Here is a 22074-nt window from a genome sequence, read left to right on the forward strand (position 1 = left end):
GGAATCTAGACACCACCAGTCGGTCTGGCGACGGGCGCATAGCACGCTTCGCGTTCGCTGTGTTTCGTGGGAGGGAGTCGATGCGACGCTGGTCTCCGGGTAGGGCACAGACCGAACCCGTCGCGGCCATCGTCGCCGTCTTCGCGGTCTGTTTCGGACTGCTCGCCTACACCGGCGTTCTCGGCGACGCGATGCCTCGATCCGAGCGAACTCTCGGACCGACGACGCTTCCGTCGGTTCGTGACGCCGCGAGTTCGAACGGCATCTTGATTCCCACGCATCTCACGGAGTCCTCCGCGACGCCCGACGGCTATCGCTGCAACGTTACGCTCACGGTAGGAAAGCGTGAGTGGCACGACGGGCCGACGCCACCGTCGAACGCTAAAGTTCCGAGCAGCTCCGCGGCAACGACGGTGAGCGTTCGAATTGCGCCGGGTGACGTTCGACCGGGACGGCTCCGCGTGGTGGTGTGGAAATGAGGGCCATCAGCACCGTTCTCGACGTGACCCTGTGCCTGCTGCTGGTCAGCGCCAGTGCTTTCGTCCTCGCCGGAGCGAGGCCACCAATCGACAGCGCGGACGCGAACGGCCGAATCGGCGGCGAACGTCCTCACGACCAGCACCGCCGGACTGAACTACACGATTCGGACCGACGACGGAGCGATTCGTCGGACGACACGCGGCACCCTCGCCGGACTGCTCGGCCAGGCCGCACTGGCAAACGCGTCCGTTCGCGGAGCCGAACTGTCACGGGCGAGCGGCCCGTTCGAGCACGCGGTCGCTCGCCGTGTGCGAGAACGACTCGACCACCCGTCCCGCATGCGACTCCTCGTCCGATGGGAACCGTATCGGAACGCTCACCTTCGAGGACGGTTCGCCGTCGGTAAATCACCGCCGCCCCGAGTGGACGTTCACGCGGCCGAAATCACGCTTCCGAACAAATTTCCGGCGGTTCGAGAGCGAGCACTCGACGCCGCGTCGAGCGGCGGTTACCGCGATGTCGCGCGGGTCGTCGCGCCGGAATCGTTATCGGTCTGGTTCCGAATCGAACGACGACGCTGGCGCTACACGACCGCGAAACGGGCGCGACGGTTGCGGCTCGACTCAGACGGTTGATTCGGCTGTACGATGTGGATGGGTCGGATACGAACACTCTCACCAGTGACCGAGCGAGACGTGCACTCATCGACGCGCTGACCGCCGCCGTCGAAGCCGACCTCCGGTCAACGTTCCGGACACCGACCGAGGCTGCCCGGGCGGTTTCGCTCGGCGAGACGCGACTCGTCGTCAGGACGTGGGACGCGTGAACCTCGCCGACGATACCCGCGGACGGGTACCGTTCGCGTTGATCGGCGTCCTACTGCTGGTCGGGAGTCTCACCTCCGCGGGTGCGCTGGTGGCTCGACCGGCACCGCACGTGAACGAGAATGTGGAGCAGAGCATGCGAACCGTAACCGCCGGAACTCGGACGGCGCTTCGCGGAGCGGTCCGACAGGCCGGACGGGAGGCCGCCGCCGAACCGCTCGTTCGTCCGGCGAACACGACCGCCGGGCTGGTTATGGACGACGCAGCTCCGTTTCGGGATTACCTCCGCCTTCGAATCTATCTTACAGCGCGGGAACGATTGCGTTCGGTGGGTGCCCACGGCGGCGACGTGCGTGCGACCGCATCGCTCCCGGCGACGCCGAACGCGACGGCACTTCGACGGGCGAAACGACGAGTCCACGTCGAACCGGTCGGGAACCTGACGGAGGCCGGGCTACGGGTTCGCATCGACGACGTGTCGATGCGTGCGACCCGCGGCGGGACACCCGTCGCCGCCACGAAGAAAAACGTGACGCTCGTGGTCGAAACGCCGGTTCTGGCGCTGTACGAGCGCGTTCAGCGATTCGAGCGGCGGCTCGACAGGGGACCGCTCGACCCGGGACTCGGCCGCCGACTGACCGCCCGGCTCTACGCGGTAACGTGGGCGCGAGGATACGCACAGTACGGCGGAGCACCGATTGCAAACGTACTGTCGAACCGCCACATCGAGTTGCTGACGAACGGCGCGATTCTCGAAGAGCAGACGAAATCGTTCGGGACGAGCGACCCCGATGGACGACAGGGGGTTCGTCGTGCGACCGCTCGCGTCGGTCTCACCGACCTTCTCGTTCCGATGACCCAACACGGAAAGCTCTGGACGGACCTCGTTCTGAACACGGCGGGTGGGGGCGGTGCGGACGGCACCATCGACGGTTCACGCCGATGTTCATTCCCGTTTCGGGGGAGTGCGCGGAGTCGAGCGGTTCCGACGCCGCATCGAGTGAACCGTCGATGGTGCCGTCCGCACCGCCCCCACCCGCCGTGTTCAGAACGAGGTCCGTCCAGAGCTTTCCGTGTTGGGTCATCGGAACGAGAAGGTCGGTGAGACCGACGCGAGCGGTCGCACGACGAACCCCCTGTCGTCCATCGGGGTCGCTCGTCCCGAACGATTTCGTCTGCTCTTCGAGAATCGCGCCGTTCGTCAGCAACTCGATGTGGCGGTTCGACAGTACGTTTGCAATCGGTGCTCCGCCGTACTGTGCGTATCCTCGCGCCCACGTTACCGCGTAGAGCCGGGCGGTCAGTCGGCGGCCGAGTCCCGGGTCGAGCGGTCCCCTGTCGAGCCGCCGCTCGAATCGCTGAACGCGCTCGTACAGCGCCAGAACCGGCGTTTCGACCACGAGCGTCACGTTTTTCTTCGTGGCGGCGACGGGTGTCCCGCCGCGGGTCGCACGCATCGACACGTCGTCGATGCGAACCCGTAGCCCGGCCTCCGTCAGGTTCCCGACCGGTTCGACGTGGACTCGTCGTTTCGCCCGTCGAAGTGCCGTCGCGTTCGGCGTCGCCGGGAGCGATGCGGTCGCACGCACGTCGCCGCCGTGGGCACCCACCGAACGCAATCGTTCCCGCGCTGTAAGATAGATTCGAAGGCGGAGGTAATCCCGAAACGGAGCTGCGTCGTCCATAACCAGCCCGGCGGTCGTGTTCGCCGGACGAACGAGCGGTTCGGCGGCGGCCTCCCGTCCGGCCTGTCGGACCGCTCCGCGAAGCGCCGTCCGAGTTCCGGCGGTTACGGTTCGCATGCTCTGCTCCACATTCTCGTTCACGTGCGGTGCCGGTCGAGCCACCAGCGCACCCGCGGAGGTGAGACTCCCGACCAGCAGTAGGACGCCGATCAACGCGAACGGTACCCGTCCGCGGGTATCGTCGGCGAGGTTCACGCGTCCCACGTCCTGACGACGAGTCGCGTCTCGCCGAGCGAAACCGCCCGGGCAGCCTCGGTCGGTGTCCGGAACGTTGACCGGAGGTCGGCTTCGACGGCGGCGGTCAGCGCGTCGATGAGTGCACGTCTCGCTCGGTCACTGGTGAGAGTGTTCGTATCCGACCCATCCACATCGTACAGCCGAATCAACCGTCTGAGTCGAGCCGCAACCGTCGCGCCCGTTTCGCGGTCGTGTAGCGCCAGCGTCGTCGTTCGATTCGGAACCAGACCGATAACGATTCCGGCGGCGACGACCCGCGCGACATCGCGGTAACCGCCGCTCGACGCGGCGTCGAGTGCTCGCTCTCGAACCGCCGGAAATTTGTTCGGAAGCGTGATTTCGGCCGCGTGAACGTCCACTCGGGGCGGCGGTGATTTACCGACGGCGAACCGTCCTCGAAGGTGAGCGTTCCGATACGGTTCCCATCGGACGAGGAGTCGCATGCGGGACGGGTGGTCGAGTCGTTCTCGCACACGGCGAGCGACCGCGTGCTCGAACGGGCCGCTCGCCCGTGACAGTTCGGCTCCGCGAACGGACGCGTTTGCCAGTGCGGCCTGGCCGAGCAGTCCGGCGAGGGTGCCGCGTGTCGTCCGACGAATCGCTCCGTCGTCGGTCCGAATCGTGTAGTTCAGTCCGGCGGTGCTGGTCGTGAGGACGTTCGCCGCCGATTCGGCCGTTCGCGTCCGCGCTGTCGATTGCGGTGGCCTCGCTCCGGCGAGGACGAAAGCACTGGCGCTGACCAGCAGCAGGCACAGGGTCACGTCGAGAACGGTGCTGATGGCCCTCATTTCCACACCACCACGCGGAGCCGTCCCGGTCGAACGTCACCCGGCGCAATTCGAACGCTCACCGTCGTTGCCGCGGAGCTGCTCGGAACTTTAGCGTTCGACGGTGGCGTCGGCCCGTCGTGCCACTCACGCTTTCCTACCGTGAGCGTAACGTTGCAGCGATAGCCGTCGGGCGTCGCGGAGGACTCCGTGAGATGCGTGGGAATCAAGATGCCGTTCGAACTCGCGGCGTCACGAACCGACGGAAGCGTCGTCGGTCCGAGAGTTCGCTCGGATCGAGGCATCGCGTCGCCGAGAACGCCGGTGTAGGCGAGCAGTCCGAAACAGACCGCGAAGACGGCGACGATGGCCGCGACGGGTTCGGTCTGTGCCCTACCCGGAGACCAGCGTCGCATCGACTCCCTCCCACGAAACACAGCGAACGCGAAGCGTGCTATGCGCCCGTCGCCAGACCGACTGGTGGTGTCTAGATTCCCGTATCGCCGCGCGGAAGTCGGCGGGCGAATCGAACACCGCGGACGGTGGCGACCCGGACAACACGCGGTTCAGTCGGGAAGTGGAGTCGGAACGACTTCCCCCGTCGGGAACGACCGGAACGACCGGGCCGTACGCGAACGTCGCGTGCGCGGTTCGCCCTTTCCGTTCAGCCCCAACCGTCGCGGACCGAGCTTTATTTTCCGCGCCGACAGCGGGTGTTCGGCGGTCGCGGTGTAGGTGCATCCGGCGACGGAATCGACCGTATCGGCGACACTTGCGGCGTTCGGCGGCGGTGCGGTCGGCAGTTCGATGGCGACGCCGAGGACGGCGAAGCTGACAACCGTCACGCCGAGCCAGACGTACCACGCGTCGAGGGGTGCGTCGAACATGGGCCGGAATGGTCCCGTTTTCGTACTTAAATGTACGCCGAGAATATTGGGGGACGGGACACCCGAGAACGAACACCCGAGAGCACTCAGGTCAGCGCACCCGCCAGCACGAACGTGAGGAGGTACACGATGGTCGCGGACAATACGGAATGGCCGACGCGGTAGCCGACCAGCGTCCGGTCGAGTCCGTGTTCGAGTCCGACCGCGAGCGTCGTGACGATGGCCGAAAGACAGAGGACGTAGATGCCGACCGCGAGGCCCAGTGCATCGACCGGAAACGCGCTCCCGAACGAACCACCCATGCCCGACATTCCGCCCGCCAGCGCGACGGTCGCACCCGAGACGAGGGGTCCGAATATCGCCGCCGTGTGTCGGAGGGTCTCGGTCACTTGCGAAAGCGCGCGTCGTGCCTCGCGTTCGACGCTCTGCAGGTCGTCCAAGTGGTCGGCCATCGCCAGAACGGCACTGCCAGCGGGTCGCCCCTCGTCCGCGGCGAGCGCGAGGAGCGCCACAGCGCTCCGAGCGCGCGGACTCGGTACCGTCGAAAGCGCCCCGTATTCGCCGAGAAACGACTCCCGAACGCCCATCCTGAGCTGTCGCTGTATTCGCGTGGCTCGCTCGAAGACGGCACCCGTCTCCCCACCGAGTTCGTCTGCTGCGGCGACGATGGCCGTCTCGACCGCCAATCCTTCCTTCACCCGGCGACCGACGAGATAGAGCGCGTCCGTGAGGTCCGCTTCGACCGCTCGAACTCGATTTCTGACGAGGACCGTCGGACGCGTCACCCCGACCAGTAGGACACCGACGAGACAGCCGAAGCAGGCTATCCAACGCGTCCATCCGGGGAGGAAAACCGTCGTGACGACCAGCGCGAGACCGCCAGCACCGAGGCCGGAAATTATGACCGGCCACAGTCTTTCGGGAACGTCGGGGTGTGACCGCGAGACGTCCGGCGGCGGAAACGCGACCGGCCGGCGGGTGAGCAACCACGCGCTCGTCGCCAGCAGGAGTGCGGGAAGCAGAACGTCGTAACCGGCGACCAACACGGCGGGCGACAGCGGCAGTCCCGCGGTTCGCGCCGCCGGAAGCACCGCGACCAGCGCCAGCGGAAGCAGGACACCGAAAGCGTACAACGCCGTCGCTGGCCCGCGAATCTCGGCGACGAACTCCGCCATCCGTTCTCGCGTCCCGTCGAGAATCGCGGCGAGTGCGCGGTCCAACGTCCGCGCACGTTCCCCCGGTGGTGCCTCGCTCGCCGCCGAAATCAGTACCATCGACCGATGAAGCGGCGGGTTCCACGGTTCCCACTCGGCCGCGAACGTTGTCAGTCCGGCCATCGGCGACCCGACCGAGCGTCGAACGTGGTCGCCCAGACTCGACGCGAGTGGGCCATCACCCGTCCGCGCGGCGAACGCAGCGGCCCCTTCCGCGGTCGGTTCTATCCGCATCCACAACACGGCGCGGGCCGCGAGGTCGGGCGCGTCGCCCAGCGCTTGCGTCCGCTTCGCGGCGGCGAGGAGTTCGGGTACGCGGCGGATTAGCGCCGAGAAACCGACGGCGGTGGCGACCAGCAGCCCCCCGACTACGATGCGGAGCACTGTCGGAGCCACGGCCGCACCGACGACGGCGACGAAACACCCGAAAACCGCCGCACCGTTCGCACCCCGACCGACTGCAACGCTGTCGATTTCTCCTCCCAGAAAGCCGATGCCCCGGTCGATGTCGTCGTCAGCCGACACGTCCCACGGGTAGAGGGATGCGAGGCGAGCACAGAGCGACTCGAAGCGTCGCACGATCACGCCGAGTCGCCCCCGGTTTGGGCACTCCCGATTCCGTCGGTTCCGATTCGATTATCTCCGATTCGGTTCGTCGAGACCTCGAACGAGGGCGCGACCCGTTCGACGCGGCGCTCGATACCCCGCGTTCGGGCGGCGAGCGCCTCCCGAACGTCCGCGTACGTCTCCGTCGATTCGGCGAGCGAGGCGACGAGGACGCTGTTTCCCCGCTCGATTTGACCGGTCGGAACGAGGTCCCCGCCGTCGAGTTCGTACAGCGGTTCGAACCGCACCGGGTCGGCGCCGTCCGTTTCCGGGTCCCCGTTCGTAACGACCTCCTCGATACGCTTCACCCGCTTTCCGTGCGTGCCGTCGGTTTCGTAGGATTCGAGGGTGACGACGAACTCGGTCGTCGCGAACGAAGAAGGCGGGACGCCGAGGTCGGTGACGACTCGTTCGTACACCGCATCGCCGCAATCTCCGTGTATCGTCCCGAGGACGGCGTTGCCGCTCGCGCCGACGCGCATCGCTTCGTACAGCACGCTCGCCTCCTCGCCGCGGACTTCTCCGACGACGAGCGCGCCGTCCCCCAACCGGAGGGCCGTCCGAAGCGCGTCGGCCGGGCGGAGTCCGGGTTCGTCGTCGTTCGCCGTCGTTCGGAGTAACTGCACGTCGCGGCCGTCTCCCTGCAAGGATTTGACCGGTAGTTCCGGCGTGTCTTCGAGGACGACGGTTCTGACTCGCGGCGGGAGTTCCCAGAGCAACGCACCGAGGAGCGTCGTCTTCCCCGCCCCGCGCGGTCCGGCGACGAGTCCGGTTCCGGCGCGTTCGACCCCAACCGAGAGGAGGGCGGCCGCGTCCGGCGGAAGCGTTCCGTTTGCGACCAGTGCAGGGAGGGTCCACCGCTCTTCGGACTGAACGCGGAAAGCGAAGCCGATGCCGTCGCTAACGGGGTCGGTCACGCCCGCGACGCGAACGGTCGTGCCGTCGATTTCGGCAACGGCGTCGAGGGTCGGGCTCGCACGCGAGAACGCTCTCCCACTCGTTCGCCGAAATCGGGACGCGAGGGACGCCGCTCCGTCCGCGGTGAGGTGGACGTTCGTCTCCATCTCCTCGCTGTCCGCTCGCACGCGAAGAGGATTGTCGCCGACGGGGGCGGTTGCGAACACGTCGGAGACGGCCGGGTCGGCGAACAAGTCCGTGAGGACGCCGTATCCGTGCGTGTACTTCCGGAAAACGTCGGTGAGGGCGTCTACGTTCGCATCCTCGTTCGCCCCTGCTTCCGCACTCTCCCCCGCCTTCGACCCTGCATCCGCGACTACTCCCGCCTCCGCGACTGCCCGGACGGCACGGCCCGGTGCTCGCTCCCCTCCCGTAACGCCGCCGTTTGCGAGGAGCGTCGCGGCCCGGTCGAGCGTTTCGAACGCGTCGGGTCCGAGGTCGTACTCCAGCGGTTCGAGGTGATAGATACGACGCGATTCACCGGACCGCTCCGCGTCGGTTCCCGCCTCGTAGTGGCGGACCGTCGCGCCGGTCGAAAGCGAATACCGGTCGTCCAGTCGGGCGTCCGCAGGCGGACGGAGCGACACTTGCGACCGGGCGATGGTCGGCCCGACGAACGGACGAAAGAGGGTCGAATAGTCGTCGAACCGATGGACGCCCTCCGCGAGGCCGGTTTCCGCGGCGATGTCGAAAACCGGTCCCGCCCGTCCGACGGCATCCACGCCCGCCCGAATCGGGTCGGAACGCGCTCGTTCCGCGAGCGTGTCGTCGTGGGCGGCGACCCGCTCGACGAACCGTCCCGCCGCCACGAGAAACGCCGCGCCGTCGCCTTCGTACGTCCGTTCGACGCCGGTCGCCCGCGACACGATTCGGTCCGCGTCGCGGTCGGTGAGCGCGTCGATGACTGTTGCGCGGCACGCGGGGCGTTCAGCGAGTTCGCCGTTTCCGGGACAGTCGTCAGCATCGACGGTCAGCGTCGCGCCGTCGAACGAAGGGTCACAGCGGCAGTCCCGGTCGTCGGACGAAGCGCTCGACAGTGGGTTCCACATGGACTCCCGTGGTCGCGTCCTCCGTCTTAAAGTTGAGCCGCCGGGACGACGAGGACGGTCCGACGTCCGCGGTATTCGACCAACAGTAGCGCGATGTCCCGCCGAGCGGGTGCGTGGACGACGAGGGGTTCTCCGTCCGGTCGGACGGTCCACCCGCCATCCGTCTCGCTTCTCGTCGCGACGCGAACGTCGAACGGGACGTGTCGGACGCGGGTTGGTTCGCCCGCGACACGATACGCGAGCACGTCTCCGAAGTCGTCTTTCGGACTCTGACGGCCGGGAACGCCGCCGATGGCGACGAACTCGATCCGTCCCACCGTCACGGATTCGGGCGGGAGCGACAGCGAAACCACTCTTCGCGCGCCGCGCGGACCGCCCCCGGTCGGTGGAGGGTCGCCGAACCGGACGGCGGTTTCGTCGGCGAGGTCGGTCATCGAGCGCGAGACGGTCGCCAGTTCCGCGTCGGCGCGGTACGTCGCCCGGTCCCGACGGGCGTGGTGGATGGCGGGGACGGAGACGCTACAGAGGGCGACCGCGAGCACCACGGCGAGAACGGTGCGAACGCTCACAACAACTCGCGGAGGCGCGCCGTGAGCGAACGGTCTCCCGATTCGGTGCGGTCGCCGTCGGTGCGTGGGATTTCGTACGGTGATGGAGGGTTCGACCGGACAGGACCTTCGGAATCGTTACCAGAGTGCTGTCGGCCGGTTTTCGAACCGCTCTCGGAATCCGTCCCGAACTGCCTCCCGGAAGCCGCCCGATTCGACCGGGAAGCCGTCCGGTTCCTCCCGGTTTCGAAACTCCGTTTCGAGGTGTCTGACTGGCACGCTTCCGCCTTCGCTAGAGCGGCGTCTACGCGGCGCTCCACGTCGTCGTTGACTGCACGAATGTTGCCGACGTAGCCGCGAAGGGCTTGGACCGCGGCGTCGAGTTCGTCCAGTTCGGTTTCGAGTTCGTCCATCCGCGCGGCGAGGTCGGTCGTCGTTCGGCGGAGTTCCGCATCGTCCTGTAGTGCGGGCATTTCACCGTCCGTCAGCGTTTGTTCGAGTGTTGACACGCGTTCGGAAAGCGTTTCGAGGTCGGGCATCGTCGGTGTTGGCCGCGTTTCCCTATTTAAGGCTTCGCGGACCGAGAAAGAGGGGTTTCTTTTCCCTTGTTTCTCGATATTTACGCCGGATTACGTCGGAAAATCCATATGTCGTGAATCAGTTCCATCGCCCATGAAAGTGGTCCTGATTGGGGTGGGTCAAGCGGGAGGAAAACTCACTCAGAGACTGGTAGAATTCGACGCGAACATGGATTTCAACGCGGTTCAAGGCGCGTTGGCCATCAACTCCGCGAAAACCGACCTGCAATCGCTCAACCTCGATACCGTCCTCGTCGGCCAAGACCGAGGGAAGGGCCACGGGGTCAGCGGAGATAACGAACTCGGCGCGGAAGTGATGCAAGACGACGCCGGTGAAGTGATGAACGCCCTCGACGGCCGAATCACCGCGAGGGCCGACGCCCTCTTCGTCGTCGCGGGACTCGGCGGCGGAACCGGAAGCGGCGGCGCGCCGGTCCTCATCCACGAACTCCAGCGAATCTACGAGATACCCGTCTACACGCTCGGCGTCCTCCCCGGGCAAGGCGAAGGGGCGATGTACCAAGCCAACGCGGGACGCTCGCTGAAGACCGTCATCCGCGAGGCCGACGCGACCCTCCTCATCGACAACGACGCGTGGCACGAGACGGGCCAGAGTGTCGGCGAGGCGTTCGAGAACATCAACCAGCAGATCGCCCAGCGCGTCGGCCTGCTTCTCGCGTCCGGCGAGGCGGTCGAAGGCGTCGGCGAAAGCGTCGTGGATTCGAGCGAAGTCATCAACACGCTTCGCTCGGGCGGCGTCGCGGCGCTCGGCTACGCCAGCGCCGGTGCCAGCGAGGACAGCGGCGAGAACATCAACACCGTGACGAGCAACACCCGGCAAGCGGTTCTGAGCAACCTCAGCATGCCGAAGGCGACGGATGCGGATTCCGCGCTATTGGTCGTCGCGGCTGACGCCGACAGGATTCCGCGAAAGGGCGTCGAGAAGGCCCGGCGATGGCTCGAAGGCGAAACCGGCAGTCTGCAGGTTCGCGGCGGTGACTTCCCGCTCGACAGCGAACGGCTCGCCTCGCTCGTCCTCCTCGGCGGCGTCGAACGTTCGCCGCGCATGCAGGAGTTCATGGAGCGCTCGAAGGAAGCGAACAAGCAGGAAACGCGCGAGGAAGACCCTGCCGAGATGTTCCACAACGACGAGATAGACGACCTGTTCTGAGTCTTCGGAGGTCGGAGATTATTCGAATTCGTCCGTAACCAACCGCTCGATTCTGTCGAGTCCGAGTTCGATTCGGTCGAGGCTGTTGGCGAAACTCAGTCTGAGATAGCCCTCGCCAGCATCGCTGAACGCGCCGCCGGGCGCGGTGACGACGCCGTAATCGGACAGCAGGCGTTCCGCGACGTCGAAACTCGACCCGTCCAATTCGCTCACGTCGAGGAAGGCGTAAAACGCACCCTCGGGACGCGGACAGGAGATGTGCGGAATCTCGGCGACGCGCTCGGTCAGGTAATCGCGGCGCTCGCGGAACGCGTCGTGCATCTCGTGAACCGGTTCCTGTGTGCCGGTTACCGCCGCGAGCGCGGCCTGCTGGCCGACGCTCGACGGACAGGCGGTCGTACTCTCCCCGAGGCTCGTGGCGGCTTCGACGATGGACTCCGGTCCGACGAGCCATCCCATTCGCCACCCCGTCATGGCGTACGTTTTCGAGCAGGAATCGACCGTCAGTACGCCCTCGTAATCGGTGTACGACGTGATGCGTCGATAGTCGTCGTCGTACGTCAACCGCGCGTACACCTCGTCTGCGATGACGTAGGTGTTGTGGTCGGCAGCCGCTTCGACGACCGTTTTCACGGCGTCCTCGTCGTAAATCCGTCCCGTTGGATTCGACGGCGTGGTCAGGATGATGGCGGCGGTGTTCTCGTTCAAGTTCTCGATAACGCGCTCCGGGTCGAGGTCGAACCCGCTTTCCTCGGCCAGCGGCACTTCGACCGGTTCCGCACCGGCGAGGATAACCTGATTCCGATAGTTCGGCCACGCGGGCGTCGGGATGATGACTTCCTCGTCCGGGTCCGCGATGGCGGACAGCGTCAACGATAGCGCCTCCATCCCACCGTTCGTAACCGTCACTTCTTCGGGCGAGACAGGAACGTTCGTCTCGGTTGCCATTCGCTCGGCTATCGCTTCGCGGAGTTCGGGGATTCCGGCCCCGGAGGTGTAGTGCGTCGCGCCGTCGCGGGCGGCTTCCGCCGCCGCGTCGATAACGTGTTCGGGGGTGTCGAAGTCCGGTTCGCCGACCTCCAGTCGAACGAGGTCGCCGCCTCGCTCCTCGGCGAGTTCGAACATCACGCGGATGCCCGACCGCTCGAAGGCGTCTGCCCGTGCGGATGTCTTCATGTATCCGCCGTCGTTTTCGCGCGGCAAGTAGCTTCGCAGTCCCCCCGCGGTTTGCCGGGTTGTGGGACCTCGGACGACCGGGCGAACGAATGAGGACTGACGAACGACCGAGAGCGGACGGGAACCTATTAGACCGCCCCGCCGCCAGTTTCGAGTATGGTATCAGAACTCTTCGACGCCGAGCGTTGGGAGGATATTTCCGACTTCGATTTCCGCGATATCACGTACCACCGGGCCAAAGACCAGGGAACGGTCCGCATCGCGTTCGACCGCCCGGAGGTTCGAAACGCCTTCCGTCCCGGTACGGTGGACGAACTGTACCGCGCGTTGGACCACGCCAAACGTCAGTCGGACGTCGGCTGCGTCCTCCTCACCGGCAACGGGCCGTCGCCGAAGGACGACGGCTGGGCGTTCTGCTCCGGCGGCGACCAGCGTGTGCGCGGAGGAGAAGGATACGAATATCAGGGAGAGGACGCCGATAGCGAGGACGCCTCCGAGGCGGGCCGCCTGCACATCCTCGAAGTCCAGCGGCTCATCCGTCACATCCCGAAACCCGTCATCTGCGTCGTTCCGGGATGGGCCGTCGGCGGCGGTCACAGCCTCCACGTCGTCTGCGACATGACCCTCGCGTCCGAGGAGCACGCCAAATTCCTCCAGACCGACCCCGACGTGGCGAGTTTCGACGGCGGGTTCGGTTCCGCCTACCTCGCGCGGCAGGTCGGCCAGAAGAAAGCCCGCGAGATATTCTTCGTCGGCAAGACCTACTCCGCCGAGGAAGCCGAGGAGATGGGCATGGTGAACGAATCGGTTCCGCACGAGGAACTGGAGGACGTGGCACTGGACTGGGCCGAGGAAATCAACGGCAAGAGTCCGACCGCGATTCGCATGCTGAAGTACGCCTTCAACCTCGAAGACGACGGCCTCGTCGGCCAGCAGGTGTTCGCCGGGGAAGCGACCCGTCTCGCGTACATGACCGACGAAGCGCAGGAGGGACGGGACGCGTTCGTGGAAAGGCGCGACCCCGACTTCTCGGACTATCCGTGGCATTACTAAGCACCTTTTACCACCCACCTTTTACGACGGTCACAAACAAGAGCGATGGCGAACGCCATCGCTCTTATTGGTTCCCTGTAAAAGCTGGACCAAAAGCACTCCTCCCTCGCTTCGCGTTGCTCCGCTCGGTCGTCGGCCCGCTCGCTCGTCGCTACGCTCCTCGATCGCGGTGAGTGACCGACCGCCTGTGTTGGTGGAGAGGTGCTTCGAAGCGGCGGGAAAGTCGTTCTGCGGAAGGTCAATCGACCGTTTCACCCTACGGAGGCATTATATTCTTCCAGAGAAATACGAAAAGCGAACATGACTGAGACAGTCGGTGGAAACAACACCCTGCTACCGGGTATGGCGGCAACGGGCATTTCAGTGTTCCTCGTCGTCGTTGCGATGTGGTTCTGGACCGAATTCACGTTCGCGAAGCCACCGCTTTCGATTCCGGTAATGGTCTACTTTCTGGGTGGGATTTTCCTCGTGCAACTCGCGCGGAGCGTCCTCATGGACGATTGGACGCGTCGCGGCGCTCGGCGTCGTGGTCGGGGCTCTCGTGATGCTGTTCGGCATGCGGCCGATAGGCTACTATGCGGATGCGACCGCATCGAACTGCGGCACCTCGTTCGATCCCGTTTTCCCGATTCTCGCCCTCGGATTCCTGCTGACGACCGCCCTGCTGTACGTCGATATTCGACGCCGGTAGCGGTCAGATGTTCCTTCGCGTACACGTATCGCTCACAGTCGAAGTCGTCGTCCCAGTTCTCCTCGATTCGCTCGAATCCTCGCGCTTCGTAGAAGCCGATGGCGTTCTCGTTCGGTCCGATGACCGACAGTTGCAGTCGCGTCGCGTTCTGCCGCCGCAGTTCCGCCTCGAACCGGTCGAGCAGTCGCGTGCCGACGCCCGCTCCCCAATGGTCGGGGTGGACGTAAATCCGGTAGAGGTGGAATCCTGACTCGCGTTCCTCGTTCGGGATGCCGATGACGAACCCGACCACAGTCCCATCGCGTTCCGCGACGAAGAACGGACGCTCGTCGCGGTTCACGTCGGCGACGACGTTCTCGACCGCGAACCACGAATCGACGGTTTCCTCGACCGCTTCCGCGCCCATCACGTCGTCGTAGGCGGCGTGCCACGAGGCGCGAGCGACGCGCTGGATGGCGGCCGCGTCGTCCTCCCTCGTCCCTCGAATCGGCACGGCGTCGTTCATGCGACGATGATCGTACCGTCCGCACATATCGTTTTTCCGAGCGACTGGAACCCCATCGCTCCCATTTAAGTAGTTCTCGTGATAAGGTAGAGATATGGACGGTTTGAGGCCGGTTCTCCGATACTCATTGCCCGTGAGCGACTGCTCTTCTCGCACCTCGATGTCCCGCGACCGTCGATAGCTGCCGCGGTTTCGTTTAAGTAGCTCACGTGACAAGGTAGAGATATGGATGGGTCGACGAGGATTCTACGGCACTCACCGCTCGGGAGCGACTGTTCCCTTCGTTTCCTGTAACTCTACCTCCTGTAACTCCGCCTCCTACAACTCCGGTCGGAGCCCCCGCACTCCGCTGTTTCCTTTAAGTAGTTCACGTGACAAGGTGAAGCTATGGACGGAACGAGGCCGGTTCTACCGTACATTCTCATTCCAGAGCGACAGTGGCGACAGTCGGCATCGTATCCACGTTACGCCCTATTCTCTCGACGTTCGTCGTCTCCCCACCGGTCCGTCAAACTCGGGAGGTTCGGGTCGCGGTGCGGATTTCGGCCGTGAACGGCGAACTCCAAGTCCTGTTCCTCGATTTGGTGTTTGAGGACCCGCCGAAGCCGATTCAAACTCGTGATGTCCAGGCCGTGTTTCGTCGCGAGTTCGGTGAACTGCTCCTCGTCGGTGAGCGACTGGAACGACTCGTAGAGCTCCGTCAGTCGTTCTGGGGGCTGCTGGCGAATCCACCGGTCGTCGTGCAACCCGAGGTAGTGTTCGCGCTCCCGGTCTACCACGTGACGAATGACGACCAGCGCGACCTTCGGGATGGCTCGCTGGCTCCCGAAGACGGTCAAATCCAACTCGCTCATGATGCCAATGACGCAATCACGCTGCCACGGCGTCAACGACAGGTCGTTACAGAGCGCGTGGCTGACCCGGAGTTTGTCGAGCTGGTGCATCCGACTGCTGTGGCCCGCCATCGCGGAGTGGCGCTCCTCGTGTAGCCGACGGACGTTTTCGCTCAAATCCGATTCCGGCGAGTCCGCCCGCCCGATGACCGTCGCGCTCGGCGTGACGGGACCCCAGCGACGAACCGATTGGTCGCGCTGAAGGTCGGCCCGCCGGACCGTCCCGTCCCCCGGGCGTCTGCTCAGTTGCAGTGGCGTGTCGTCGTTCACACTCTGCCCATCGTCGGACTGCCAGTGAACGACGTGCGAACCGCCGTCAGTTTGACGCATCGCGTCCCACTACTCGGTCGATATAGTTCAAAGGTGTGCCTCGGGAGAGACCGTTGACACTATCCGGTGAAATGTCGGTTCCACCTCCCGGTGCAAAGATACTTTCCACGCGTAATTGTAGCACAACTATGAAGAATCGAACGGACGCGCTCGTCGGAGTCATTCTCGGGTCTCTCCCCGTCGCTGTCCTGTACGCGGATGGGTATTGGAACGTACAGTTGGCGGCGGTCATCTGGGGCACCTACGCGCTCGGTGGGTGGCTGATGCTCCGGCAGGAAGACATCTGGCGAACGCGGGGTAACCGGTGGAGTGCTCTTCTCGTCGTCGTAGCTATGGGCGCGTCACAGTTCGGCGTTCACATGGACCTCCCGATATCGGAGAAACTCACCATCGCGCTCTGGTTCCTCGCCCTCGGCGTCGCGTTCGCGGCGGCAGCCATCGGCGTCGAGATGGCCGAAACGACCGACGGGCAAGCGTCCGAGCAGGATAGCTACGTTCCGTCCGCCGACTGACGGACGTGCGAGATGGTGTTTGGATACCCACCGCTCACGGAAGACCAGAGTTCACCGCAAGAAACGACCTCGTACCGTCCATATCTCCACCTTGTGACGAGAAGCACTTAAATGACGTCCCGCGGAGCGCCGCCGACGAATCACGTGAAGATGTAGCGTCGAACCGAGCGGTCGCTACCGAAAACCGAGCTACCGCTGTCGAACGACGAGTACCAGAGAACGACCGCTTTACCGTCCATAGCTTCAGCTTGTCACGAGAACCACTTAAACGACCGTCGCGGTATCGAGTTCGACTCCGAGACAGTAAGCGAAAACGCCGGCGGAGTTTCCTGAAACCGTAGATGCTATACACCTCTCGCGGGAACTATCTCGATAATGAACGATACGGCCACCGAAATCTCCCGGCGGAAAGCGTGGCTGATGGCGGCCCGCCCACACACGCTCCCGGCCGCCGCCGCGCCCATCATCGTCGGCGTCGGCTTCGCGCTCCACGAGGGGCTGTTTGCGCCCCTCCCTGCGCTCGCGGCGCTCGTCGGCGCGGCGCTCATCCAAGTCGGCACGAACTTCGCAAACGACTACTACGACGCCGTGAAGGGCGTCGATACCGACGAACGAACGGGTTTTACCCGCGTCACTCAGTCGGGGCTCATCTCCCCGAGCAAAGTCAAGCAGGCGATGTACGGCACCTTTCTGCTCGCCATCGTCGTCGGCGTCTACCTGGTCTACGTCGGCGGCCTCCCGATTCTCGTCATCGGTCTCGCCAGCGTCGTCAGCGGTATCGCCTACGCGGGCGGGCCGTTCCCGCTCGGTTCCAACGGATTGGGCGACCTGTTCGTCTTCGTCTTCTTCGGCGTCATCGCCGTGATGGGGACGTTCTACGTACAGGCCGCACAGATTCTCGCCGCCCCGTTTTCCATCGGAATCCCCGGGGGAACCGTCACGATGCACGCGTTTCTCGCAAGTCTCCCCGTCGCGGCGATTTCGACGAACATCCTCGTCGTGAACAACATCCGCGACTTGAAGAACGACCGGAAGGCCGGAAAGCGGACGCTCGCGGTGCTCATTGGCTACCGAGCGAGTCGCGGCGAGTACGTCGGCATGCTCGCGCTCGCCTACCTCGTTCCCGTCTACTTCGCCACGACCGAGGCGTTCGGGGTCGGCGTCCTCCTGCCGCTCCTGACGATTCCCTACGCCGCGATGGTCGCACGGACAGTCCTCACGAAAACGTCCGGGGAAGCCCTCAACCCCGCCCTCGAACAGACCGGAAAGCTGCTGGCCGCCTACTCGGTCTGCTTCGCCCTCGGAATGGTGGCATGAACGTCGAGACACACGAGTTTTCGCTTCCGTTGACGTCGCCGCTCGACACGGCTCACGGGGCCATCGAGCACCGGAAGGGCATCCTCGTCCGCATCGAGGACGGCGACGAGGTGGGCATCGGCGAAGCGACGCCGCTTCCGGGGTGGACGGAATCACTCCCCGCCTGTCGGGCGGCCATCGCACACGTCGATGACCCCGAAACAGAACTCTCCAGCCTCGAAGCGACGCCGGCGGCCAGACACGGCCTCTCGCTCGCGCTGGCGGACCTCCGCTCGAAGCGGGCGGAAGAGCCGCTGTATCGTTACCTCGGCGGGACGGAGCGGGTCGAAGCCGTTCAGACGAACGCCACCGTCGGCGACGCCCCACGCGACGAGACGGTGGCGGCGGTGAACGAGGCGGTCGATGCGGGTTTCGAGTGCGTGAAGGTGAAAATCGGCGCGCGCTCTGTGACGGACGACGTGGCTCGGCTCCGAGCGGCACGGGATTCGGTCGGGTCCGAGGTGGAACTCCGCGCAGACGCGAACGGCGGCTGGTCGCGCACACAGGCGCGCGAAGCGTTCCACAAACTCGACACCCTCGGGGTCGCGTACGTCGAACAACCCCTTTCGTTGACGGACATCGAGGGATTGGCCGAGCTTCGCGGTCGGTCGGTCGGCGTCGCGGTAGACGAGTCCCTCGTCGATTCGTCGGTCGATGCGATTCTGGAGGCGGACGCCGCCGACGTGCTCATCTGCAAGCCGATGGTGCTCGGCGGCCCGGACAGGGCCGTCGAGGTCGCCGAACGCGCCCGAGATGCGGGCGTCACACCGGTCGTCACGACGACCATCGACGGCGTTGTGGCCCGAACGGCGGCGGTTCACGCGGCGGCGGCGATTCCCGACCGCCCCGCCTGCGGATTGGCGACCGGAACGCTGTTGGCCCGCGATTTGGGTCCCGACCGGACGCGACTCGTGGACGGTGCGGTCGGCGTCCCGCAGGAACCGGGCAACGGCGTGGCGGACACGTGGGGTGTGCCATGAACGACTGGCTGACACACCGTGCCGACGTGTCGCCCGAGGCGACCGCCATCGTCGAGGTGGCGGACGGGACCGAATGGACCTACGAGCGACTCGATACCGTGGTCGAGGAAATCGCCGGGAAACTCGCGGCGCTGGGGATTCGAGAGGGCGACCACCTGGGGATGCTGATGGAGACGCGAATGGATGGCGTCGTCCTCGTTCACGCCGCGATGCGACTCGGGTGCGTGCTCGTCCCGCTGAACGTCCGTCTCGCCACGCCGGAACTCCGGCGGCAGGTGGCCGTAACGGACCTCTCGGCGCTCGTCTGCGAAGCCGAGACGGAATCGGTCGCCCGCGACGCGGCGGGGGACGTCCCCGTCGTCTCGGTAGACCCGTCGAACACGACGCTCGCCGACCGCGACCCGGCGGCGTTCACGCCCGCCGACTGGTCGAGCGAGGACCCGCAAGTGCTCCTGTTCACGTCGGGGACGACCGGCAACCCGAAGGCCGTCACGCTCACGATGGGCAACCTGTACGCCAGCGCGACCGCCTCGGCGTTCCGCCTCGGCGTCCTCCCCGCCGACCGCTGGCACCTGTGCCTCTCGACGTACCACATGGGCGGACTCGCACCGCTCCTCCGTTCGACGCTGTACGGGACGGCGGTCGTCCTGCAGGAGGGGTTCGACGCGGAGGAAACCCTCTCTCACCTCCGCGAGTACGAACCGACCGGCATCTCGCTCGTCCCGATCATGCTCCGGCGACTCCTCGATGCGGGCGACCTCCCCGATTCGCTTCGGTTCGTCCTCCTCGGCGGCGCGCCCGCCCGCGACGACCTCATCGAGGAGTGTACGGACCGCGACGTTCCGGTGTGTCCCACCTACGGCATGACGGAAACGGCCTCCCAAATCGCCACCGCCAGCCCCGACGAAGCGGCGTCACACGTCGGCACCGTCGGACGGCCGCTGGTGTTCACCGACGTCTCCGTCGTCGCGGACGACGGGTCGCTCGCGCCGCCCGGGGAACCGGGCGAACTCGTCGTCTCCGGGGCGACAGTGATGGCGGGGTACTACGGGAATCCCGAGGCGACCGAGGAGGCGTTTTGCGAGCGCGGATTGCGGACGGGCGACGTGGGGTACCGCGACGAAGGCGGCCGACTATGGGTGTTGAACCGCCGCTCCGACCGCATCGTCACCGGCGGCGAGAACGTCCACCCCGGAGAGGTCGTCGACGTGCTCCGCGACCATCCGGACGTGGCCGAGGTCGCGGTCGTGGGCGTCGAGGACGACGAATGGGGCGAGCGAATCGCCGCGCTCGTCGTGCCCGACGACGCGTCCGTCACGCTCGACTCGGTTCGGGAGTTCTGCGACGGCCGCCTCGCGGGATACAAACACCCCCGTCTGCTCGACACCGCCGCCGAACTGCCGCGGACCACATCCGGGACGGTGGACCGCGAGGCGGTTCGGGAGCGCTTCCGGTAGTTGTGAGTTCGGTAGGTGCACTTCGGTGGGCGCGATTTCGGTAGATTTCCTTCGACGACGACCACGTGACGACCAACCCTTTTATCGAATCCACGCCTATCCGTTGGCGTGTGTACACTCATCGTGGCGTGGCAGGTGTTCGAGGACGCACCCGTCGTCGCCGCCGCGAATCGGGACGAAGCGTTCGGGCGGCCGTCGCGGCCGCCCGGCGTGCTGGACCGAAACCCGACGGTCGTCGCCCCGCAGGACGAGGAGGCGGGCGGAACGTGGATCGGCTACAACGACCGCGGCCTGTTCGTCGGCGTGACGAACCGGTGGGTCGAACTGGAGGGCGAACGCTCCCGCGGCCTCCTCGTCCGGGACGCGCTCTCCCACGAGTCGGCCGCGTCCGCCCGTGAGTTCGTCGTGAACGAACTCGACGAACGGACCTACGCCGGGTTTAATCTCCTGCTCGCAGATTCGACGGAAGCGACCCTGTTCGAATGGGACGGAACGCTCGAAATGACGCGACTCGACCCCGGCGTCCACGTCGTCGTGAACCGAGGATTCGACGACGCGGCACCGAAATCGGAGCGGATTCTCTCGCTCGCGGCGGCGAACCCCGACGACCCGCCGTCGCTCGCCGACTGGCGGGAGCGAGCGAAGTCGGTCCTCCGAAATCACGAGGTCGAAGCGTGCGTCCACGGCGACGGGTACGGCACCCGCTCGTCGTCCATCGTGACCCTGTTCGAGGACGGGTCCGGGACCTACGAGTTCGCCGACGGCCCGCCCTGTGAAACATCGTACGATAACGCGGAAGGTCACATTTAAACGCCCGCCCGTCCCTGTAGTGAACATGAGCACGGCAACGTCCGAGGAGGACCTCACCGAGGACGAGTACAACGGACTCGAACTCGTCCGCGAGACGGGCGGCATCCATCAGAGCGATTTCTGGAAACGGCTCGACGTCTCGTCGCGGAAGGGAAGCCGAATCGTCGAATCGCTGGAGCGGAAAGGGTTCGTCCAGCGACAGGAAACGGTCTACGAGGGACACAACACCTACTTCATCACGCCCGCCGCGAAGGACCTCGACTTCTCGCTGTTGATGGCGGGTGACATGCTCTCGCCGTTCATCGGGGAGGAGGAGATAGACCCCGAGAGCGACGCATTCTCGCAGTGGATAATGAACCTCGCGTACGAAGAATAGACTCTTATTCCGATTCGTCGGTGTCCCGGCCGATTATCAGCGTATTTTTCACGAGGCTTCGATGCCCCCGGCGCAGTCGCTCGGAGACGGCTTGGTGCGATACGTCGAGGTCGTCCGCGAGGTTTTCGGCCGATGCCTCGCGGGGGATGTCGTAGTATCCCTCCTGGAACGCCAAGGTCAGCGTGTCCTGCTGGTCGTCGGTGAGTCCGAACCGTCCCTTGCGGCCCTCTTCTAACTGATAGATGTTCCGTATGTCGAGCGAGAGGTCGTTCTCGCGACAGTACTCGTAGGTGTCCGACAGCGCATCACGGTCGGGGAACAGGATGCGGAGGTGCCAATGGGTGCTGTTGCCGGACGCGGAGAGGACGGTCGCCTCCTCGTCAACGAGGATGTGAACGAGCGTCTGGATGTGGTCGGTCCACTCCATCTGGTACAGCTGTTCGTCCTCCAAGTCGGCGAGCAACGTCAGGTTCTCGACGCTCGTGTCGTCTTCGAGTATCGATTCCGTTCCCTCGCCCCCTCCGTTCGCCCAAACGAACGGCATCACCCGGTTGTCTTCGTGGGCGACCACGCGCTCGATTTCGAATTCGAGGTCCTCGTGTTCGGTCAACGTCTCCCAGAGCGCGAACTCGTCGGCGGGAATCTCGACTTCGACGACGGTACCAACCATAACGGCAATCGAACTGCCGGGAAGAAATATCCGTTGGCACCACCATCCCGGGAAATCGATTTCAGACGACTCCGTGGGCGAAAAAGGACGTTGTTCCGACGCGCGACCGACCCAAATCACGCGCTTCTCGCCCAGTTTGGACGGAGTATCGGCGCGGTCGGACACGAGTCGGGACCGTGAAACGTGCCCGTCGGTCGATTCG

The 22074-nt window shown here is 65.3% G+C and carries 22 protein-coding genes and 1 pseudogene; 12 read left to right on the plus strand and 11 right to left on the minus strand.

The features are described from left to right. The first annotated feature begins 80 nt into the window (after positions 1-80). From BG842_RS01895 to BG842_RS26940, 4 genes are read left to right on the plus strand one after another with little or no spacing between them, the layout of a single operon-like run. Complete coding sequence (locus BG842_RS01895) at positions 81-479, plus strand: hypothetical protein (protein ID WP_069449465.1); 399 nt, start codon at positions 81-83, stop codon at positions 477-479. A gap of 54 nt (positions 480-533) precedes the next feature. Further along, a complete protein-coding gene (locus tag BG842_RS01900) occupies positions 534-1115 on the plus strand; it encodes a hypothetical protein (protein WP_254662835.1) in 582 nt (193 codons plus the stop codon). Continuing rightward, positions 1112-1306, plus strand: a complete 195-nt coding sequence (locus BG842_RS30880; RefSeq protein WP_254662836.1) for a hypothetical protein — start codon at positions 1112-1114, stop codon at positions 1304-1306. The genes BG842_RS01900 and BG842_RS30880 overlap by 4 nt, the downstream gene beginning before the upstream one ends. Continuing rightward, positions 1294-2409, plus strand: a complete 1116-nt coding sequence (locus tag BG842_RS26940) for a hypothetical protein (RefSeq protein ID WP_254662837.1) — start codon at positions 1294-1296, stop codon at positions 2407-2409. The genes BG842_RS30880 and BG842_RS26940 overlap by 13 nt, the downstream gene beginning before the upstream one ends. A gap of 831 nt (positions 2410-3240) precedes the next feature. On the opposite strand, the gene BG842_RS01920 is transcribed toward BG842_RS26940, so the two are convergent. The 7 genes and pseudogenes from BG842_RS01920 to BG842_RS01950 all read right to left on the minus strand — a co-directional run bounded on the left by BG842_RS01920 (position 3241) and on the right by BG842_RS01950 (position 9853). Then, positions 3241-4074 (minus strand): hypothetical protein, encoded by an 834-nt coding sequence (locus tag BG842_RS01920; RefSeq protein WP_069449469.1) that lies wholly within the window; start codon positions 4072-4074, stop codon positions 3241-3243. After that, the gene (locus tag BG842_RS01925) at positions 4071-4469 is read right to left on the minus strand and encodes a hypothetical protein (RefSeq protein WP_069449465.1); all 399 of its coding nucleotides are present in this window, start codon (positions 4467-4469) and stop codon (positions 4071-4073) included. The genes BG842_RS01920 and BG842_RS01925 overlap by 4 nt, the downstream gene beginning before the upstream one ends. After that, positions 4447-4940, minus strand: a pseudogene (locus BG842_RS32900) (hypothetical protein). Before BG842_RS32900 ends, BG842_RS01925 begins: the two are co-directional and overlap by 23 nt. Positions 4941-5026: 86 nt before the next feature. After that, positions 5027-6733 carry a type II secretion system protein gene (locus BG842_RS01935; RefSeq protein ID WP_254662840.1) on the minus strand — a complete coding sequence of 569 codons (1707 nt, stop codon included), beginning with the start codon at positions 6731-6733 and terminating at the stop codon, positions 5027-5029. A gap of 2 nt (positions 6734-6735) precedes the next feature. Then, positions 6736-8766, minus strand: a complete 2031-nt coding sequence (locus BG842_RS01940; protein ID WP_069449471.1) for an ATPase, T2SS/T4P/T4SS family — start codon at positions 8764-8766, stop codon at positions 6736-6738. Between the two features lie 26 nt (positions 8767-8792). Continuing rightward, positions 8793-9335: a hypothetical protein gene (locus BG842_RS01945; protein WP_069449472.1), complete on the minus strand. Its 543-nt coding sequence runs from the start codon at positions 9333-9335 to the stop codon at positions 8793-8795. Further along, positions 9332-9853, minus strand: a complete 522-nt coding sequence (locus BG842_RS01950; protein WP_069449473.1) for a hypothetical protein — start codon at positions 9851-9853, stop codon at positions 9332-9334. Before BG842_RS01950 ends, BG842_RS01945 begins: the two co-directional genes overlap by 4 nt. 133 nt (positions 9854-9986) lie before the next feature. Here BG842_RS01950 and BG842_RS01955 point away from each other — a divergent pair, with 133 nt between their 5' ends. After that, the gene (locus tag BG842_RS01955; RefSeq protein ID WP_069449474.1) at positions 9987-11063 is read left to right on the plus strand and encodes a tubulin/FtsZ family protein; all 1077 of its coding nucleotides are present in this window, start codon (positions 9987-9989) and stop codon (positions 11061-11063) included. Positions 11064-11081: 18 nt separating this feature from the next. On the opposite strand, the gene BG842_RS01960 is transcribed toward BG842_RS01955, so the two are convergent. Then, positions 11082-12239, minus strand: coding sequence for a pyridoxal phosphate-dependent aminotransferase (locus BG842_RS01960; protein WP_069449475.1), 1158 nt, complete (start codon positions 12237-12239; stop codon positions 11082-11084). Between the two features lie 156 nt (positions 12240-12395). Here BG842_RS01960 and BG842_RS01965 point away from each other — a divergent pair, with 156 nt between their 5' ends. Further along, a complete protein-coding gene (locus tag BG842_RS01965) occupies positions 12396-13292 on the plus strand; it encodes a 1,4-dihydroxy-2-naphthoyl-CoA synthase (RefSeq protein WP_069449476.1) in 897 nt (298 codons plus the stop codon). Positions 13293-13735: 443 nt separating this feature from the next. Here the strand turns inward: BG842_RS01965 and BG842_RS30895 are convergent, their stop codons facing one another. Continuing rightward, positions 13736-14488 carry a GNAT family N-acetyltransferase gene (locus BG842_RS30895; RefSeq protein WP_069449477.1) on the minus strand — a complete coding sequence of 251 codons (753 nt, stop codon included), beginning with the start codon at positions 14486-14488 and terminating at the stop codon, positions 13736-13738. A gap of 464 nt (positions 14489-14952) precedes the next feature. Next, positions 14953-15711: a DNA-directed RNA polymerase subunit epsilon gene (locus tag BG842_RS01975; protein ID WP_069449478.1), complete on the minus strand. Its 759-nt coding sequence runs from the start codon at positions 15709-15711 to the stop codon at positions 14953-14955. 128 nt (positions 15712-15839) lie between these two features. Between BG842_RS01975 and BG842_RS01980 the strand changes: the two genes are divergently transcribed. From BG842_RS01980 to BG842_RS02005, 6 genes are all read left to right on the plus strand, one after another. Then, complete coding sequence (locus BG842_RS01980; RefSeq protein WP_069449479.1) at positions 15840-16223, plus strand: hypothetical protein; 384 nt, start codon at positions 15840-15842, stop codon at positions 16221-16223. A 375-nt stretch (positions 16224-16598) separates the two neighbouring features. Further along, a complete protein-coding gene (locus BG842_RS01985; protein ID WP_069449480.1) occupies positions 16599-17540 on the plus strand; it encodes a 1,4-dihydroxy-2-naphthoate polyprenyltransferase in 942 nt (313 codons plus the stop codon). Further along, entirely contained in the window at positions 17537-18559 is a 1023-nt protein-coding gene (locus BG842_RS01990; RefSeq protein WP_069449481.1) for a mandelate racemase/muconate lactonizing enzyme family protein, read from the plus strand. The genes BG842_RS01985 and BG842_RS01990 overlap by 4 nt, the downstream gene beginning before the upstream one ends. Next, entirely contained in the window at positions 18556-20016 is a 1461-nt protein-coding gene (menE, locus tag BG842_RS01995; protein WP_069449482.1) for an o-succinylbenzoate--CoA ligase, read from the plus strand. The genes BG842_RS01990 and menE overlap by 4 nt, the downstream gene beginning before the upstream one ends. Positions 20017-20124: 108 nt before the next feature. Next, positions 20125-20826, plus strand: coding sequence for an NRDE family protein (locus BG842_RS02000; RefSeq protein ID WP_069449483.1), 702 nt, complete (start codon positions 20125-20127; stop codon positions 20824-20826). Positions 20827-20851: 25 nt separating this feature from the next. Next, a complete protein-coding gene (locus BG842_RS02005) occupies positions 20852-21202 on the plus strand; it encodes a MarR family transcriptional regulator (RefSeq protein ID WP_007981633.1) in 351 nt (116 codons plus the stop codon). Positions 21203-21206: 4 nt separating this feature from the next. Here the strand turns inward: BG842_RS02005 and BG842_RS02010 are convergent, their stop codons facing one another. After that, entirely contained in the window at positions 21207-21872 is a 666-nt protein-coding gene (locus BG842_RS02010; RefSeq protein WP_069449484.1) for a bacterio-opsin activator domain-containing protein, read from the minus strand. Positions 21873-22074: the final 202 nt, after the last annotated feature.

Origin of the sequence: Haladaptatus sp. W1, from assembly GCF_001723155.1 — an archaeon.
GTDB classification, from domain to species: Archaea; Halobacteriota; Halobacteria; order Halobacteriales; family Haladaptataceae; genus Haladaptatus; species Haladaptatus paucihalophilus.